This window comes from Ruegeria profundi, from assembly GCF_049800715.1.
GTDB classification, from domain to species: Bacteria; Pseudomonadota; Alphaproteobacteria; order Rhodobacterales; family Rhodobacteraceae; genus Ruegeria; species Ruegeria profundi_A.
In genome coordinates, this window is record NZ_JBNAFO010000001.1 from 450,226 (window position 1) to 466,605 (window position 16,380).

Annotated in this window: 15 protein-coding genes; 7 read left to right on the forward strand and 8 right to left on the reverse strand. The window is 59.0% G+C overall.

From position 1 onward, the window contains the following. Positions 1–2 precede the first annotated feature (2 nt). The 3 genes from ACP15L_RS02275 to ACP15L_RS02285 are packed head-to-tail and all read right to left on the reverse strand — an operon-like array spanning position 3 to position 3,490. Complete coding sequence (locus tag ACP15L_RS02275; protein WP_425082969.1) at positions 3–275, reverse strand: hypothetical protein; 273 nt, start codon at positions 273–275, stop codon at positions 3–5. After that, positions 259–3,054, reverse strand: a complete 2,796-nt coding sequence (locus ACP15L_RS02280) for a glutamine-synthetase adenylyltransferase (RefSeq protein ID WP_425082970.1) — start codon at positions 3,052–3,054, stop codon at positions 259–261. The genes ACP15L_RS02275 and ACP15L_RS02280 overlap by 17 nt, the downstream gene beginning before the upstream one ends. 49 nt (positions 3,055–3,103) lie before the next feature. Beyond that, positions 3,104–3,490: a DUF4440 domain-containing protein gene (locus tag ACP15L_RS02285; protein WP_425082971.1), complete on the reverse strand. Its 387-nt coding sequence runs from the start codon at positions 3,488–3,490 to the stop codon at positions 3,104–3,106. 143 nt (positions 3,491–3,633) lie between these two features. Between ACP15L_RS02285 and ACP15L_RS02290 the strand changes: the two genes are divergently transcribed. The 4 genes from ACP15L_RS02290 (at position 3,634) to ACP15L_RS02305 (ending at position 5,851) form a co-directional block, all read left to right on the forward strand. Further along, a complete protein-coding gene (locus tag ACP15L_RS02290; RefSeq protein ID WP_425082972.1) occupies positions 3,634–4,056 on the forward strand; it encodes a DUF2852 domain-containing protein in 423 nt (140 codons plus the stop codon). Between the two features lie 66 nt (positions 4,057–4,122). Then, positions 4,123–4,554, forward strand: coding sequence for an RDD family protein (locus ACP15L_RS02295; protein ID WP_425082973.1), 432 nt, complete (start codon positions 4,123–4,125; stop codon positions 4,552–4,554). A gap of 75 nt (positions 4,555–4,629) precedes the next feature. Further along, positions 4,630–5,454 carry an arginyltransferase gene (locus tag ACP15L_RS02300; RefSeq protein WP_170676309.1) on the forward strand — a complete coding sequence of 275 codons (825 nt, stop codon included), beginning with the start codon at positions 4,630–4,632 and terminating at the stop codon, positions 5,452–5,454. Between the two features lie 7 nt (positions 5,455–5,461). Next, positions 5,462–5,851 (forward strand): VOC family protein, encoded by a 390-nt coding sequence (locus ACP15L_RS02305; protein WP_425082974.1) that lies wholly within the window; start codon positions 5,462–5,464, stop codon positions 5,849–5,851. Positions 5,852–5,976: 125 nt separating this feature from the next. Here ACP15L_RS02305 and ACP15L_RS02310 read toward each other — a convergent pair whose 3' ends face one another. From ACP15L_RS02310 to ACP15L_RS02320, 3 genes are all read right to left on the reverse strand, one after another. Then, on the reverse strand, positions 5,977–8,331 hold the full coding sequence (locus ACP15L_RS02310) for a TRAP transporter large permease (protein WP_425082975.1): 2,355 nt from the start codon (positions 8,329–8,331) through the stop codon (positions 5,977–5,979). A gap of 17 nt (positions 8,332–8,348) precedes the next feature. Further along, positions 8,349–9,275: a TRAP transporter small permease subunit gene (locus tag ACP15L_RS02315; protein ID WP_170466343.1), complete on the reverse strand. Its 927-nt coding sequence runs from the start codon at positions 9,273–9,275 to the stop codon at positions 8,349–8,351. Between the two features lie 120 nt (positions 9,276–9,395). Further along, the gene (locus tag ACP15L_RS02320; protein ID WP_170373973.1) at positions 9,396–10,478 is read right to left on the reverse strand and encodes a TRAP transporter substrate-binding protein; all 1,083 of its coding nucleotides are present in this window, start codon (positions 10,476–10,478) and stop codon (positions 9,396–9,398) included. Between the two features lie 248 nt (positions 10,479–10,726). Here ACP15L_RS02320 and ACP15L_RS02325 point away from each other — a divergent pair, with 248 nt between their 5' ends. Both ACP15L_RS02325 and ACP15L_RS02330 read left to right on the forward strand, forming a co-directional pair. After that, complete coding sequence (locus ACP15L_RS02325; RefSeq protein ID WP_170466340.1) at positions 10,727–12,160, forward strand: cache domain-containing protein; 1,434 nt, start codon at positions 10,727–10,729, stop codon at positions 12,158–12,160. Then, complete coding sequence (locus ACP15L_RS02330) at positions 12,157–12,795, forward strand: response regulator transcription factor (RefSeq protein ID WP_170373975.1); 639 nt, start codon at positions 12,157–12,159, stop codon at positions 12,793–12,795. The genes ACP15L_RS02325 and ACP15L_RS02330 overlap by 4 nt, the downstream gene beginning before the upstream one ends. Before the next feature lie 80 nt (positions 12,796–12,875). Here the strand turns inward: ACP15L_RS02330 and ACP15L_RS02335 are convergent, their stop codons facing one another. Together ACP15L_RS02335 and ACP15L_RS02340 are read right to left on the reverse strand one after the other, a co-directional pair. Beyond that, the gene (locus ACP15L_RS02335; protein WP_425082976.1) at positions 12,876–13,259 is read right to left on the reverse strand and encodes a bleomycin resistance protein; all 384 of its coding nucleotides are present in this window, start codon (positions 13,257–13,259) and stop codon (positions 12,876–12,878) included. A gap of 46 nt (positions 13,260–13,305) precedes the next feature. Beyond that, a complete protein-coding gene (locus ACP15L_RS02340; protein ID WP_425082977.1) occupies positions 13,306–14,151 on the reverse strand; it encodes a HalD/BesD family halogenase in 846 nt (281 codons plus the stop codon). 425 nt (positions 14,152–14,576) lie between these two features. Here ACP15L_RS02340 and ACP15L_RS02345 point away from each other — a divergent pair, with 425 nt between their 5' ends. Next, on the forward strand, positions 14,577–16,328 hold the full coding sequence (locus tag ACP15L_RS02345; protein WP_425082978.1) for an acetolactate synthase 3 large subunit: 1,752 nt from the start codon (positions 14,577–14,579) through the stop codon (positions 16,326–16,328). Positions 16,329–16,380: the final 52 nt, after the last annotated feature.

Genomic DNA, 16,380 nt, shown 5'->3' on the forward strand with positions numbered 1-16,380 from the left:
CCCTAGCGCGGGCGAGAGCGCCAGCCGCCGCGCCTCTTGGGCGCTTGGGCGGCTTGCAGCCCTTCGGTCATAACCTTTGTCATGGGATGTTCGGGCTCCTGTGCGGAATAAGCCGCGTGCAGCTGGGCCAGAGCTTGTTTCTGGTCCACGCCATCGGGCAGGCTGAGCGCCCAGTCCAGAAAGATGCTGCGGCATTCGGGCATGGCGATGCCTTCGATGTTATACGCCTCGCGGATCAGGCCCTTGGGGTCATTTGGATCAGTGCTGCGCGCCATCTTCATCCTCTTTGATTACGCTGCCGATGATTTCGGCGGCGGTGGAATAGCTGTCCTGCAATGCGGATTGCAGCGCTTCGACCTGTTCGAACCCGGTGGCACGGCACAGGAAGGCCGCTCCGCCCTCGCCGATTTTGTCCGCCTCAATCACCTTGCCCGAAAGCAGCCGCGCCGCGCATTGTACCGACCAGCATAGATCGTAGCTGTCCTTCAATGTTTGTGCCTGCGCGACATCCAACAAACCGGCAGCGACTGCCCCGTCGAGGCCAGACATCACATCCCGGTTTGCGAGGCCTGCCATCAGCGCTCCGGTCTCGGCCATCAACTCGATATCCATCATCCGGCCCGGGCCGTTCTTGGCATCCCAAACGCCCGCCGGGGCCTTTGCCGCCGCCAGGCGCGTCCGCATTTCAGCCACTTCGCGCAGAACTTTGTCTGCCTCCCGAGGCCGCGACAAAAGCTCGGTTCGGAAGGCTTCGATGTCCTGAGCCAAGCCCGCGTCTCCGGCGACGACATGCGCGCGAGACAGGGCGAGATGTTCCCACACCCAGGCCTCTTCCTGCTGGTAATGTATGAAACTGGCCCAACTGGTGGCCACCGGCCCCTGATTGCCCGAAGGGCGCAGGCGCATGTCGACCTCATACAGCCGTCCCTGAGACATCGGAGCCGACAGCGCCGTGATCAGCGCCTGCGTGAACCGTGCGTAGTAGGTGCGCGTGGCAAGTGGGCGGGGGCCGTCGGACATGTCCTGATCGAGTGGGTCGTAAATCACGATCATATCCAGATCGGATTGCGAGTTGATCCGCCCTGCCCCCAGCGACCCCATGCCCAGAATAGCCGCTCCGCGCCCCGGTGCCGGGCCGTGTTTGCGGGCGAAGGTTTTCGTCACATACGGTAGGATCGCGGCGATCACGGCTTGCGCAAGCTCGGCATATTGTCGGCCCGCTTGCGCCCCGTCGATCAGGCCTCGCAGGTGGTGAACGCCAATGCGGAAATGCCATTCCTTGCACCAGCGTCGCGCCAGATCGAGTTGCGTTTCATAGTCGGCTTCCTGCGCCAGTGCCTCCACCAACTCGGCTTGCAAAACCTCCAAACCGGGCCAATCGCTGAAGAAACTGCCGCCGATCACCGCGTCAAAAACGGAAGCGTTGCGCGACAGATGTGACGCTAGCGCATGCGAGGTGCCAACAATGTCGATCAAAAGGTCGATCAGATGCGGGTTGGCCTCAAAGAGCGAGAACAACTGAACACCCGCTGGCAGGCCCGCCAGAAACCCGTCCAGCGCCAACAGCGCCTCATCGGGTTGCGCGGTTTTGGCGAGGCGCGAGAGGAGTTCGGGCTTCAACCGGTCGAAGATGCGCCGCCCGCGCTGTGACCTCAACGCCGGATATGTGGCCCAGCGGGCGAGGATATTCTGGTCGAACGTCACCTCAGGCGTGGGCGTTGGCGCTGGCCCAGCGCCCGGTGCAAAGAAGCCTTCGGTCAGCTCATGCACTTCGGTCAGGCGGCGGATCAGGTCCTTGGTCAGATCACCGCTACTAAGCCCCATCAGACAGGCTACCCGTTCGATCCCATCGTCAGATTGAGGGACCTTGTGGGTCTGAGCGTCATGGATCATCTGAATGCGATGTTCGACCTCGCGATGCGCGCGGTAGTGATTGGTCAGTTTGGCAGCAACCTCTTCCGGCACCCAGCCTTTTTGCGCCAGAGCCGCCAGCCCGGGCACCGTGCCGCGCACGCGCAGATCGGGGTCGCGCCCCCCTGCAATCAACTGCCGGGTTTGGGTGAAAAACTCGATCTCGCGAATGCCGCCCTGACCCAGTTTCATGTCATGGCCGGGGATCGAGAGGCTGCCGCCCGTGCCTTTGTTTTCACGTATGCGCAGACGCATGTCATGAGCGTCCTGAATGGCGGCAAAGTCCAGATGCCGACGCCAGACAAAGGGTTTCAGGGTGTCCAGAAACCGTTCTCCGGCCGCAAGATCCCCCGCGCAGGCGCGCGCTTTGATATAGGCCGCCCGCTCCCACGTGCGGCCGAGGCTTTCATAGTACCGCTCGGCCGCCTCCATCGCCATGCAGACCGGCGTCACCGCCGGATCGGGCCGCAGGCGCAGATCGGTGCGGAACACATAACCGCCGGCGGTTTTGTCGCTGAGCGTGGCGCAGAAATTGCGCGTGGCCCGTACCATTCCGTGACGGGCCTCATAGAAATCATCCGGGTCAAATCGCGTTTCATCAAACAGAACGATCAGGTCGATATCCGAGCTGTAGTTCAGCTCATGCGCGCCCATCTTGCCCATCGCGAGGATGATCATCCCGGCGGCGGTTTCGATATCATCCTCGGTCATTCCGGGCAGCTTCTTGCGACGGATCAGGGCGGCAATTTCGGCCTTTGCGGCCACATCCGCCGCCAGCGCGCCAAAATCGGTCAGCGCTGCCGTTACCTTTTCCAGCGGCCAAGCACCTGCGATGTCGGCCAAGGCGGTCAGTACAGCCATTCGCCGCTTGGCCAGCCTTAGACCCGGCTTGAGCTGATCAGGCGCGAGGGCACGCGCGGCCTCCATCACCTCTGCCAAGGCGTGGTCAGGCTCGTGCAAGGCCTGCGGCAACCACCCTCTCTCTTGCTCAATCAGGCCCTTCAGATACGGGCTGGACCCTGCCGTTCCGGCGATCAAATCTCCTTGTTCGGGCGTCAGGTCGGCAAGCAAAGCGCGGGTTTCATCGCCCAGAGACTGGTCGAACGCGCGCGGTAGACGGTTGATGGTCAAACTCTCAGTCATAACCGGACCCTGCGCACCGCTGGGCGGCAAGGTCAATGCGGCAAACGCATTATTCCTGATCGACCGGAGTGTCCTGACTGAAACTGTTAATCCAGACCCCCGTCCGACGCTCCCAAAGGGAAGATATGAGCATCGCCTCCCACTCCTCCGCACCTGGTCGCACATAATCAGCCCGATAGGACAGCAATACGATATCCGGGGTCAAAATCCGCAGTTGCTCTTCGCTCAACTTGAATTCCGCCATTGTCGGAGCCTCAGCAAACTGCCCGACATGGTCGTCCCGATTTGCAAAACCTGAGGGGTAGACACCCAAGAAATCAGCGCTCAGAAGCGCCCTGTCAGCATGGGCATCGCCTGTTACCAAAGCAGACCACACCTGTTTTTCCAGCTCCAAGATCTCTGCAAGCGTTGGCGCATTTATGTTCTCTGTCATCATGCCCGCACCCTGCTGCCCGAGGCCTGCGCCGTCAACCAAATCCGAAAATGTAAATCTTTTTCACATAGCCCCCTTGCAACGCCGGAAGCGCTCCCCATCTAGATCATGTGAAAGGAATTTACATCAACCCCAGGAGAGACCACATGACCGCATTGTCCGAACCCGCCGCACCCGCAAATCCGGGGTGGCTCTATCGTGCCGAGGCTTGGATGGACGACAAAGGCAAAGGCGCCTGGATCGCCGCCATGGTTCTTGGGTTCATCTTCTTCTGGCCCGTAGGCCTCGCCCTTCTGGCCTATATGATCTGGAGCAAACGCATGTTCAGCAAGTCCTGCAGCCGCCGCAAATCCTGGCACAGTCACATGAGTGCAATGAAGCCATCAGGCAACAGCGCCTTCGACGCCTACAAGGCCGACACTTTGGCCCGTCTGGAACGTGAACAGCAGGATTTCGAAGCCTTCCTGCGCCGCCTGCGCGAAGCCAAGGACAAAGCCGAGTTCGACCAGTTCATGGATGAACGCGCACGTGAAAACCACGAAGACGATGGCAAAGGCAAACCGGCCTGAATTGACTTGCCCTGTCCCGATTATTCGGGACAGGGTAACACGACCTACCCTTTCGGAAACCTGACAATGAACCATCTGCCCGATCCCGATACTCAACCCGAGTTCTACCAGTCCGTTGCAACCAAGCGTTTTGTCGCATGGTTGTTCGACATCGCCTTTATCTCACTTCTGTGCATCGTCCCCGTCTTCCTAACACTTGGGGCCGGGCTGTTCTTCTTGCCGCTGATCTATGCCGTGATCAGCTTTGTCTACCGGGTCATCACGATCTCGAACGGGTCTGCCACGCTTGGCATGCGGTTCATGGGGATCGAACTGCGCGACGCATTCGGCGAACGGATGGATATGTGCAAGGCCGTGGCCCATACGGCCGGATACTTCATCAGCATGGCGTTCTTCGTTGTTCAGATCGTATCTGTCATCATGATGCTGACCAGCGCGCGCTGCCAGGGTCTGACGGATGCCTTCCTTGGCACAGTCATGATCAACCAGCGGGCCTGAACGCAACACACTTGAATCACTTGGCGGCTTAAAAATCCGTTGCTATCATCCGGTCCGAGGCTACATGGGACCTTCATGCGACACACGCTGCCAATTGCGCCACAATTCTATGTGACGGCCCCCCAGCCCTGCCCTTACCTTGAGGGCAGGATGGAGCGCAAACTCTTCACCGCTCTGCAAGGCGCAGGCGCGGATCAGTTGAACAATTCGCTGTCCCAACAAGGGTTTCGCCGGTCGCAGAACGTCCTCTATCGCCCATCCTGCACTGATTGCGCTGCGTGCCTTTCCGCCCGGATCGACGTCTCGGCCTTCCGCCCGACCAAAAGCCAGAAACGCGCGGCCAAACGCAATGGTTATCTAGAGCGCCGCGCAACCTCGCCCTGGGCCACCGATGATCAATACGAGCTGTTCCGTCGCTACCTCGATACCCGCCACGCTGATGGCGGCATGGCCGATATGGACGTTTTCGAATTCGCCGCGATGATCGAGGAAACCCCAATCCGCAGCCGCGTTGTGGAGTATGCCGACCCCGAGACCGGAAACCTGATCGCCGTCAGTCTGACCGATGTTCTGGATGACGGCCTCAGCATGGTTTATTCCTTCTACGACCCAAACCAGCCGCAGAACTCTTTGGGCACCTACATGATCCTCGACCATATCGAGATCGCGCGTGAGGCCGGCCTGCCCTATATCTACTTAGGCTACTGGGTCCCGGGCAGTCCGAAAATGGGCTACAAAGCCAAGTTTTCCGGGCTAGAGGCCTATGTTCGGGGGCGCTGGGAGAAAATCTCCAACCCCGAGGCTTTCGCAGATGCCTCGCACCACCCTCTCGCCTCGGCCCCTATAGCCGAGCAAGTGGCAAACATCCAACTGCCTGACCGCCACCCCACTAAAGGCTGATCCTTTCATGAAACAGAGCCTGCACGCTGTCACCCTTGTGGTGCCTGACTACGATGCTGCGATCAATTTCTACACTGCAACGCTGGACTTCATCCTTTCCAAAGACATTGATTTGGGAGGCGGGAAACGCTGGGTCCTCGTCACGCCGCCGGGTTCGGGCGAGGCCTCTCTATTGCTCGCCAAAGCCGACGGGGCCGAACAAGAGGCCGCTATCGGCAACCAAACCGGAGGTCGTGTTGGGTTCTTTCTGGAAACCGATGATTTTCAACGCGATCACGCAGCGATGCGGGCAAGGGGTGTCCATTTCGAAGAAGAGCCCCGTGTTGAACCCTATGGCACAGTCGCGGTATGGCAGGACCCTTTCGGCAATCGTTGGGACCTCATCCAGTTCGCCTGATCCCGTTCATCCGGCCGAAGATAACTGTTGCAAAGTCCGCGAAAGCGCTTCGCCTTAAACCTCAAACAAGAAAGAAAAAGGGGGCCATTCAGGCCCCCTTTTTCAATTGGATTACACTCAACAGATCAATTCGGGATCAGATCCGGCACGATGGTCACAATACTCGGGAAGAACCACAGGATCGCAATACCGACGACCTGAATGATCACGAACGGTACGACGCCGCGATAGATATGGCCCGTCGTCACCTCTTTCGGGGCGACCCCGCGCAGGTAGAACAGCGCGAACCCGAAAGGCGGCGTCAGGAACGAGGTCTGCAGATTCACCGCCACCATGATGGTCACCCATTTCGGATCGAACGACCCGCCATAGATCACAGGCCCAACAATCGGGATCACGATGTAGATGATCTCGAGGAAGTCCAGCACAAAGCCCAGAATGAACAGCACCAGCATCACGATCAGGAAGACCGTGAACTCGTTGTCAAAGCTGCGCAGGAACTGCTGGATGTAATGCTCACCCCCGAAGGAGATCACCACAAGGTTCAGCAGCTGCGACCCGATCAGAATGGTAAACACCATCGAGGTCACCTTCGCCGTCTCGCGCACCACCGGCGTCAGAACCCCGCTAGAGAACAGGACCCAGCAGCCGAACAGCAGACCGAACAAAGCGTAGAGGTATGTCGCATAAGCCAGAATGAAGGCGATCCAGGTCTCAACCGGGACATTGCCCTGATTGATCCGCAGATCGAAATTCACGCCCATCAGAAGACAGATGATGACCGCAAAGGTCGACCAGATGATCACACTGCCGGACCGGCCCTGATCCTGCAGCTTGCGGTACGCAGCCAGCATGATCGCACCACCGGCACCCAGTGCCGCAGCAGGTGTCGGGTTGGTGACACCGCCAAGGATCGAACCCAGCACCGCAATGATCAGAACCAGCGGCGGGAACACCACTCGGATCAGATCGTTTGTGGCACAGCGCGCGGCGGCCTCTTTACAGCCGTAGATCGCGATGGCGAAGGGGATTGCCAGCAAAACGAATGTCGCCCCGGATGAGGTCGTCGGCTGGATGAAGAGAATATCCACCAACAGCATCAACAACAGGCCAATCGCCCCAACGATCAGAGGTTGCGGCGAGCGCGACGGCGCGATGCCACGACCCAGAACCAAGGTCAGCGCCAGCAGCACCACCACAATCGAAACACCGGTTCCGATAGGAGCCGCATTGGCGATCTTGGCGTCACGGGCGGCGGCGAGTTCCTCCTCGCTCAGACGCTCGGCGCTGGCAATGCCACCGGCGGCGTCGATTGCCTCCTGCTCGGCCACGGCCTGATCCCAGGCGGATTGGCCATGCAGCTCGATCATCGAGGCCTGACACTCAGCCGAGACATTCGTGCGCAAAGACGCACCCTGCCCCACATCCGAGAAGGCCGAGACCGAGATGTTCTGGCTGCCGATCACACCCGCGCTGCCCAGAAGCACCGCACCGACGATGATCGCAACCGGCGCACCCAGCAGCCAAGTCAGACCCTCAGAACGGGTGATCGTCTCACCAGAGCCACCCGACAGCTCAACAGCCGGAGCCTTGTCCGGGTTCAGCAGCGCATAACCAAAGGCATAAAGCGCATAAAGCAGCGCTAGCATAATCCCCGGCAACAAAGCCGCTTGGAACAAGGTTCCAACGGAGACCACTGCAGGTTCCCCCAAAAAGGTCAGTGCATCGGTACAGCCCGCCTCGACCGCGCGCTCTTCCTGTGCCGTCGAATACAGGTCACCCGCCAGCGTACCCAGAAGAACAATCACGATCGAGGGTGGGATGATTTGCCCAAGTGTCCCCGAGGCCGCGATCACACCTGTCGCCAACTCGGGCGAGTAGTTGTTTCGCAACATCGTCGGCAGCGCCAGCAGGCCCATGGTAACCACGGTCGCACCAACGATACCGGTCGAGGCGGCCAGAAACGCACCCACAACAACAATCGACACGGCCAGACCACCGGGCAGCGGTCCAAAGACACGCGCCATCGTTGTCAGCAGGTCATTGGCGATCTTGGAGCGCTCCAACGTGATGCCCATCAGAACGAACATCAACACGGCCAGAAGGGTCTCAATCGACTGACCGGCCAGAACCCGTTCGTTCATGCGGTTCACGATGAAGGAAACATTCCGGTCCAGCGCGGTTTCCCAACCTGAGGGGAAGACCGGCTCGCCTATCCTTGGTAAGTCCGGGTATCGGAAAACCGAGACCGTATCGGGTTTGACCCCCGAATTCACCAGGTCTCGGTAAGCTTGTGAACCAGTGTCAATCGCCTGGTGGATCAGCAATCCAGCGCTGTCCAGCGCGGCGATGATCCCGAAGGAGATCACACCTGCCCCACCGATGGCGAAGGCCACCGGAAAGCCTGAGAGGATGCCTCCGAAAAGGCAAAAGAATACGATAATGAGGCCTATCTCGACGCCATCAAGTCCGAATAGCATTGTCTTGGTCTCCGTCCTTAATGTGCGCCTTCGTAGGCTTCTTCACCCTCGCCAAGGCTATCCTTGTCGAGGTATTTTCCGGCGCTTTCCGGCCCTTCCACGTATTCCAGATACGACCGCCACAGGAAGGCAACCGCGTGCAGGAACACCATGCCCGCAAAGATCACGAGCAGGATTTTGAACAGGAAATACGCGTTGAAACCGTTCGGGCTGAAGCCGATGGTTTCCACGTTCCAGCGCAGGGCGCGCGACTTGGCCACCAGCCTGTCCAGTGTGTCACTGGCCGAGGGTTTCGGTACGATTAGGTGCCGCCACATGAAGTACCAGCCATACATCCAGGTCAGTACGGCCATTGGCATCATGAACAGAACGGCGCCACACATATCAACGACGCGCTTGGCGCGGTGGCTGATACCGGCATAGATCAGGTCAACCCGCACATGCCCGCCCTGCACAAAGGTGTAGGTGCAGCATAGGCAGACGACCATCGCGTTATAGAGCTTCAGCTCTTCGGCAAACCAGCTGATGTCCTGATTGAAAGGAATACCCAGACCAAAAGACATATCAGGCCGGGCAAAGACACGCTGCATGAACACGATAACGATCTGCTGGATCACCATCAGCAAGCCCGCCCAGGCAAAGAACCGCCCCGTCGTGTTGGCGAAGGCCTCCAGCCCGCGCACCATGCCCCACATCACGTTTCGGTAGTAGAGGCCGATGGCTGTCAGCACCAGAAACAGCGTGAAAACCACGAAGAAGAACTCGACCGAGCCTCCGTAGTAGACAAAGCGCATGATGGATTCTTTGTCGGACCAATCCAGCCACAGCTGCGGATGCGTGATCGCATATCCAAAATTATAGAAGGCTTCGGCAATGTTCTGAATGAACCAGATCAGTCCATTCCACAGGGCGCCGAAAAACGAGATACCGTTATCGTCCTGCATGTTGTCCCCGGGTCACGTCAGTTGCACTGCAAATTATAGCGGCATGATGGGTCCGCGCATATGCAACAAGAAAGGCTCCCCCGCGATTGCGGGGAAACCGTTTGTTCAGTTCACTTGGGATTAGCCGCGAACGCGGTCGCGCTGAGCGGTGTAGGCACCCGACGACAGGTTCAGCCAGCCCGAGGACGATGCCATCGACGCCATTGCGCTGTCGTGGATCTTCTTGAACAGCTCGTCGCCCATGTTCTCGTCCAGAACCTCTTGCGAAGCCTGACCGAACGCATCCCAAACGCTGTCTGGGAATTCCATGACCTTCACGCCACCCGACTGCAGACGCTGCAGAGCTGCGCCGTTGTTGGCCAGGAACTGCGCAAGGTTCCACTGGTGCGCTTCGGCAGCTGCGATCTCGATGATCTTCTGCTGGGCCGGTGTCAGTTCGTCGAACACGTCGCGGTTGGTTGCCAGCGACAGACCTGCGCCCGGCTCGTGGAAGCCCGCGGTGTAGTAGGTCTTGGTGATTTCCTGGAAGCCCGCTTTTTCGTCCGCCCAGGGGCCGATCCACTCGGTGCCGTCAATCGCACCCGAGGACAGCGCCTGATACACTTCCGAACCCGGAATGTTCTGAACCGATGCGCCCAGTTTGCCAAGTGCCTGGCCACCCAGACCTGGCATACGGAACTTCAGACCCTGGAAATCCTCGGGGCCGTTGATCTCTTTCGAGTACCAGCCGCCTGCCTGCGCGCCGGTGTTACCCGCCAGGAAGGACTTCAGGCCGAAGATCGAGCCCAGCTCGTCATGCAGCTCCATACCGCCGTCGTGGTAGTACCAGTTCACCAGTTCCTGCGCGGTCATGCCGAACGGAACAGCGGTGAAGAAGGCATAGCCTGGGTGCTGACCCACAAAGTAGTAGTCAGCCGCGTGGTACATGTCGGCCTGACCGGACGAAACGGCGTCGAACACTTCGAACGCGCCAACCAGTTCGCCTGCGGCCTTGATTTCTACGTTCAGGCTGCCATCGGACATCGCGTTGATGCTATCGGCGCAGCGCTGTGCGCTGTCGAACACCCCGGCCAGACCACGACCCCACGAGGTAACCATGGTCAGGGTCCGCTGACCCTGCGCATAAGCTGGTGCCGCCAGTGCGGTTGCCGCAGCAGCCGAGCCGCCCAGAGCAGATTTCTTCAGAAATGAACGACGATCCATATGAGTGTTCCTCCCCTTCATAAGTCATCACCCGGAGGTGTCCGGGCCTGTCGCTTTCAATGGATCGGAGCCTAGAGGCAGGGATATGAAAGGGAATACCTACTACTGCGTAGAAACCCGAATTTCTGCCCGTTTTTCGTAGATAAAATCGGCAAAAAAGCCAGCCACTCCACGTTCCCGAGGGCATTTACCCCCAGAAACGCTCAATCTTTTTGCATTTTCGCCGCCGCTTGCGTATCGATTCGACCATGCAAAGACTCCGACATCTGGTTTCGCTGACCTATGCGCAGAAACTGTCTTTGGTTGCGGCCATCCCTCTGGTCGTTGCCGTCGCGGCCATTGCCTTTCTGGTCGCCTATCAGGCCCGAGCGACATCCGAGCGCGAAATACAGGCGCTGGAGCTACGCCTGATCGAGGCCAAGAAGGAAGAACTGAAGAACTACGTCACACAGGCGCGCAACGGGTTTGCCTATATCTACGGGCGCGCTGAACCTGACGATGACGTCGCCAAAACGCTGGTCACTCAGATTCTGTCGGCGATGATCTACGGGCAGGACGGGTTCTTCTTTGTCTATGACTATGACGGCACGAACTTGGTCAGCCCGCGCCAGACTCAGTTCATCAACCGCAATTGGGACGGTCTGACCGACAGCGACGGTACTCCGGTCGTGGATGAGTTCATCCGTCTCGCACGCCAAGGTGCAGGCTGGCACAGTTTCATGTGGGAAAAGCCCTCGACCGGGGAAGAGGCGCAGATGATCGCCTATGTTGTGGGCCTGCAGGATTGGCGTTGGGCCGTGGGTACCGGTGTCTTCATCGACGACATATTGGCCACCGTCGCCAATGCCCGCGCCGAGGTCGAAGATCGGGTCCAGCGCACCTTCATGTATATCGGCGCCATCGTTGTCGCCTCGGTTCTGATCGTGTTTGCCTCTGGCATGTTGCTGAACATACGCGAGCGGCGGCTGGCAGATGCCAAGCTGAAAGAGCTCACCCAGCGGGTCTTCGACGCCCAGGAAGAAGAACGCGGCCGCGTCGCGCGCGAGCTGCATGACGGGATCAGCCAGATCCTTGTCGGTGTGCGCTATGCGCTGGATAATGCGCGAAGGCGCTTGTCCCGAGGCGACGACGCCGGCGCGCAGGCCCCATTGGACAAGGGCATTGATCACCTTGGCACGGCAATCACCGAAGTGCGCCGCATCAGCCGCGACCTGCGCCCCGGCGTGCTGGATGATCTGGGCCTCGGCCCGGCTCTCAAGGCGCTGACAGATGACTTCCGCGAGCGCACCGGGATCGAAACCGAGTTTTCGACCGTTGTCTTCCGCAACCGGCTGGATCAGGACAGCAAGATCGCGCTCTACCGCATCGCTCAAGAAGCTTTGACCAATATTGAGCGCCACGCAGACGCCTCGCATGTTACAATCGACCTGCGCGGGCACAAGAAAGGCGCGACCATGCGGATCACCGATGACGGGCGCGGGCTACGCTCTGAACCAGATCAGAGCGGCACCGGCATCGGGTTGCGCAACATGCAGGAACGGATCGAACAGCTTGACGGCACGTTGCGTATTCTGTCATCACGCGGCCCGCACGGGGGCACGGTGATCGAAGTCAGCCTGCCTCTCAGCCACCTGCTGCCGCCGCAGGAAGACGCAACACCGAACCGAAAGGCCGGAACATGACCATCCGAGTCCTCATCGTCGACGATCACCCCATGGTGGCCGAGGGCATCCAGTCAATCCTCGAAAGCTATGATGAGATCGAAGTCGTCGGCACTCTGGGCAGCGGTCAGGCCGCGGTTGATCACGCGGCCGAGTTGACCCCTGACGTGATCCTGATGGACCTCAACATGCCCGGCCTCGGCGGCCTGAGCGCGACCGAACTGATCCTCGAACGCCTGCCCGAAACCCGCATCCTGATCCTGTCGATGCATGACAGCCCCGAATACATCTCGACCGCTCTCAGCCACGGGGCCAAAGGATATGTGCTGAAAGACGTGCCCACGGATGAGATCAAAGAGGCGATTGATGCCGTGATGAAGGGCGAGCAATATCTATGCACCGGCGCCAGCGGGTCCTTGAAGCCCAAAGGCGACAGCGCCCGCGAAGCCCTAACCGGGCGCGAACAGACTATCCTTCTGGAACTGGCGCAGGGCAAATCCAACAAGGAAGTCGCCCTGGCACTCGATATCTCTGTCCGGACAGTCGAGACTCACCGCAAAAACATCAAACGCAAACTGGGCATCTCCTCAACAGCAGGCCTGACCCGCTATGCGCTGGAACATGGCGTATTGCAGGGTACCGGCGTCGGCTTCTGAGCCTCCCGCAGCGCGGCACGCGCTGCCCCGGCCCAACTAGAGGAGGCGCGCCGCAGGCGCGTTGACGATGGGCGGGAGGGTTACCCGCGCGGCCTGATATCCTCGCCGAAAAAGATCAACGTCCCATCCTCGTCAATAACGTGAAATTCGCGTTGCTGATACGGCTGATCAAACGGAGGGCGCACACGTCCGTCGGGCAGATCTTCCAACCTCGGTTTGAGGCTATCATACAGCGCATCAAGCCCCTCGACATCTATGTAAAAGGACTGCTCTTCACCCAGCAGCTTGCCATCGTCTCGCGGCGGGCATTCCAGCAGCCGAATAGCCACCGGTCCGCGCGAAAGAAAAGCATAATTGTCCTGTCGAAACCCGCAGCTGAATCCCAAGCGCTCGCAATAGAAATCAATCTGGTTCTGCAACGACGAACACAAAACAAATGGAGTGAGTTGCAATATACGCGACATGCCAAAGCCCTCCCTGAATGGGCCCTAACCTACCTGTGTCAGCAACTCAGTCCAACAATTCATCAGCCCGGCGACCCTCACGTGCGTAGTGATGCGGCAGAACCCGGCCATAGAGCTGCCGCGTCCTCTCAACCCCGCCACACATGCCTTCGGTGTCCACAAACGAGAAGATGCCAACGTAGCGCTTGCGCGCGCCTTCAACCGGCGCAACTCGGTGCAGGGCATATCGACCCTTGAATATTTGCAGATCACCGGGCTGCAAGTCGATCCGGTGAACGGCCTGCATATTGCCGTCCAGAACAGCCCTTACCGCCGAAAAATTCTCGTCGTCTGAACTGCGCAGATCCGGGGCATATTCAAACGCACCGCCTGTTTCGGCATTCTGAATAGCCAAAGTGACAGTGTAGTTGTTGGTGTCGAAATGCCAGGGAAACCCCTGCCCCTCTTCCACGACGTTGATGATGACATCCGCCAGCGGATCATCATAGCGAAAGAACCGATCCTCAGGCTCATCCAGCGCATCACGAATGAAGGGCAGAAAACCGTCAAACTCATAAATACGCCGCAGGGGACCCGATCCGGGGAAATTGTCTGCAGGTACAAACGCATTCGACCTATCATAAAACCGACGTACCGGATGCCCGATCCCATAGCTGGTGTCATCCTTGGTGAAATAAACATTCGTACGGTTGAAAGACCGATGAGCCTTAGGCGCGACGGCATCTGCCTCTACCAGTAACTGCTCCAACCCGGCCTCATGCACAAAGCCCGGCAAAACCGCGCAACCGTCATGCTCAAGCTCTCGGCGCAGATCACCGATCAACTGGCGGTACGCGGTCGAGTCCGGACGATCAATCGGATAGCGCCCCAAATCCACGAGTTCCTGCAGCAAGGCCGACCTCCCTATTTGCCCCTCATACAAGGCAGCCTGCCGCAGCACATGGCGCGCTTCTGGTTCATTTCAGACATCGCGTTGGCGGTTTTGGACAAGTCGGAAATCCGTCAAAACACCACGTGACCCCTTCTGCTTTACCGGAAATTCCCGACATGCGGCATTTTGCGCAACAAAATGTCGCAAAATTCATCAATCCGGTCATGAAATTCATACGATTGACTGTTGACGCTCCGTCGTGCCGAACATAATGTCCCCTGCAAGCTGATAAGGAGCCTCTGGCGATGAACACGCTAGTCGTAATCGTAGGAAACACGCGTATGGGCCGGTAACGGAAAACCACAATCGAACCCATGCGCCTCCGAAAACCTCGGGGGCTTTTTTTTGGCAAACGCAAGACACATGTCGCGAACGGAGCAAAGCAGATGACACGTGAGATGACCGGCGCAAAGATGGTGGTTCAGGCCCTCAAGGATCAGGGCGTGGACACAGTATTCGGATACCCCGGTGGCGCCGTCCTACCGATCTATGATGAGATCTTTCTGCAAAACGACATTCGCCACGTCCTAGTGCGGCATGAGCAAGGCGCGGTCCACGCGGCCGAAGGCTATGCCCGCTCGACGGGCAAACCCGGCGTTGCGCTGGTCACATCCGGCCCTGGCGCGACCAACGCGGTCACCGGTTTGACGGATGCGTTGCTGGATTCGATCCCGATTGTTGTTCTGACCGGTCAGGTGCCGACCTTCATGATCGGCTCGGACGCGTTCCAAGAGGCCGACACCGTTGGCATCACCCGCCCCTGCACCAAGCATAACTGGCTGGTGAAGGACACGGATTCTCTGGCTGAAACCATGCACGAGGCGTTCCATGTTGCCACCTCGGGCCGTCCGGGTCCGGTGCTGATCGACATTCCCAAGGACGTGCAGTTTGCATCGGGTGACTATACCGATCCCAAGACCTCGACCTCTCGCTATCAGCCTGTTCTGAAGGGCGATCTGGAAGAGATCACCGAATTGGTCGCAGCGATGGAGACCGCCAAGAAACCCGTTTTCTACACCGGCGGAGGCGTCATCAACTCGGGCCCCGCAGCCAGCCAATTGCTGCGTGAGCTGGTGGATGCGACTGGTTTTCCGATCACTTCGACCCTGATGGGTCTTGGCGCCTATCCCGCGTCCGGTGAGAACTGGCTGGGCATGCTGGGGATGCATGGTCTCTACGAGGCCAACCTGGCGATGCATGACTGCGACCTGATGATCAACATCGGTGCTCGGTTCGACGACCGGATTACCGGCCGTATCGACGCGTTCTCGCCGAACTCGAAAAAGGCGCATATCGACATCGATCCTTCGTCGATCAACAAGGTGATCCGCGTTGACATCCCGATCGTCGGCGACGTTGCCCATGTGCTGGAAGATATCCTGAAGGTCTGGAAATCGCGCGGTCGCAAGACCGATGCGGCCTCCGTCGCCAAGTGGCAGGGGCAGATTGCCGACTGGCGCAAGGTCAACTGTCTCGCCTACACCAACAGCGAGAAGACGATCAAACCGCAATACGCGCTGCAACGCCTTGAAGAGCTGACGAAAAACCACGATCGCTACATCACGACCGAAGTTGGTCAGCACCAGATGTGGGCCGCGCAGTACCTTGGGTTCGAAGACCCCAACCGCTGGATGACATCAGGCGGTCTGGGCACGATGGGCTATGGTACTCCGGCCTCGATCGGTGTGCAGATGGCGCATCCGGATGCGTTGGTGATCAACGTCGCGGGTGAGGCCTCATGGCTGATGAACATGCAAGAAATGGGCACCGCCGTTCAGTACCGCCTGCCGGTCAAACAGTTCATCCTGAACAACGAACGCCTCGGCATGGTCCGCCAATGGCAGGAGCTGCTGCATGGTGAGCGCTACTCGCATTCGTGGTCCGAGGCCCTACCCGATTTTGTCAAACTCGCCGAGGCCTTCGGGGCCAAGGGCATCCTTTGTTCTGACCCCGCCGATCTGGACGACGCGATCATGGAGATGATCAACTACGACGGTCCGGTGATCTTTGACTGCCTTGTTGAAAAGCACGAGAACTGCTTCCCCATGATCCCGTCGGGCAAAGCCCATAACGAGATGCTGCTGGGCGAGGCCGAAACGCAGGGCGTGATCGATTCCAAAGGTTCGGTTCTGGTTTAACAACATTCGTCGGAATTGACCGGGCGCCCGACGCCCGGTTTTCGCAAGATGA

Excerpts from the sequence above, each read along its gene's own strand:
- ACP15L_RS02275 (WP_425082969.1), bottom strand. The coding sequence starts at position 275 with ATGGCGCGCAGCACTGATCCAAATGACCCCAAGGGCCTGATCCGCGAG.
- ACP15L_RS02280 (WP_425082970.1), bottom strand. The coding sequence starts at position 3,054 with ATGACTGAGAGTTTGACCATCAACCGTCTACCGCGCGCGTTCGACCAG.
- ACP15L_RS02285 (WP_425082971.1), bottom strand. The coding sequence starts at position 3,490 with ATGATGACAGAGAACATAAATGCGCCAACGCTTGCAGAGATCTTGGAG.
- ACP15L_RS02290 (WP_425082972.1), top strand. The coding sequence starts at position 3,634 with ATGACCGCATTGTCCGAACCCGCCGCACCCGCAAATCCGGGGTGGCTC.
- ACP15L_RS02295 (WP_425082973.1), top strand. The coding sequence starts at position 4,123 with ATGAACCATCTGCCCGATCCCGATACTCAACCCGAGTTCTACCAGTCC.
- ACP15L_RS02300 (WP_170676309.1), top strand. The coding sequence starts at position 4,630 with ATGCGACACACGCTGCCAATTGCGCCACAATTCTATGTGACGGCCCCC.
- ACP15L_RS02305 (WP_425082974.1), top strand. The coding sequence starts at position 5,462 with ATGAAACAGAGCCTGCACGCTGTCACCCTTGTGGTGCCTGACTACGAT.
- ACP15L_RS02310 (WP_425082975.1), bottom strand. The coding sequence starts at position 8,331 with ATGCTATTCGGACTTGATGGCGTCGAGATAGGCCTCATTATCGTATTC.
- ACP15L_RS02315 (WP_170466343.1), bottom strand. The coding sequence starts at position 9,275 with ATGCAGGACGATAACGGTATCTCGTTTTTCGGCGCCCTGTGGAATGGA.
- ACP15L_RS02320 (WP_170373973.1), bottom strand. The coding sequence starts at position 10,478 with ATGGATCGTCGTTCATTTCTGAAGAAATCTGCTCTGGGCGGCTCGGCT.
- ACP15L_RS02325 (WP_170466340.1), top strand. The coding sequence starts at position 10,727 with ATGCAAAGACTCCGACATCTGGTTTCGCTGACCTATGCGCAGAAACTG.
- ACP15L_RS02330 (WP_170373975.1), top strand. The coding sequence starts at position 12,157 with ATGACCATCCGAGTCCTCATCGTCGACGATCACCCCATGGTGGCCGAG.
- ACP15L_RS02335 (WP_425082976.1), bottom strand. The coding sequence starts at position 13,259 with ATGTCGCGTATATTGCAACTCACTCCATTTGTTTTGTGTTCGTCGTTG.
- ACP15L_RS02345 (WP_425082978.1), top strand. The coding sequence starts at position 14,577 with ATGACACGTGAGATGACCGGCGCAAAGATGGTGGTTCAGGCCCTCAAG.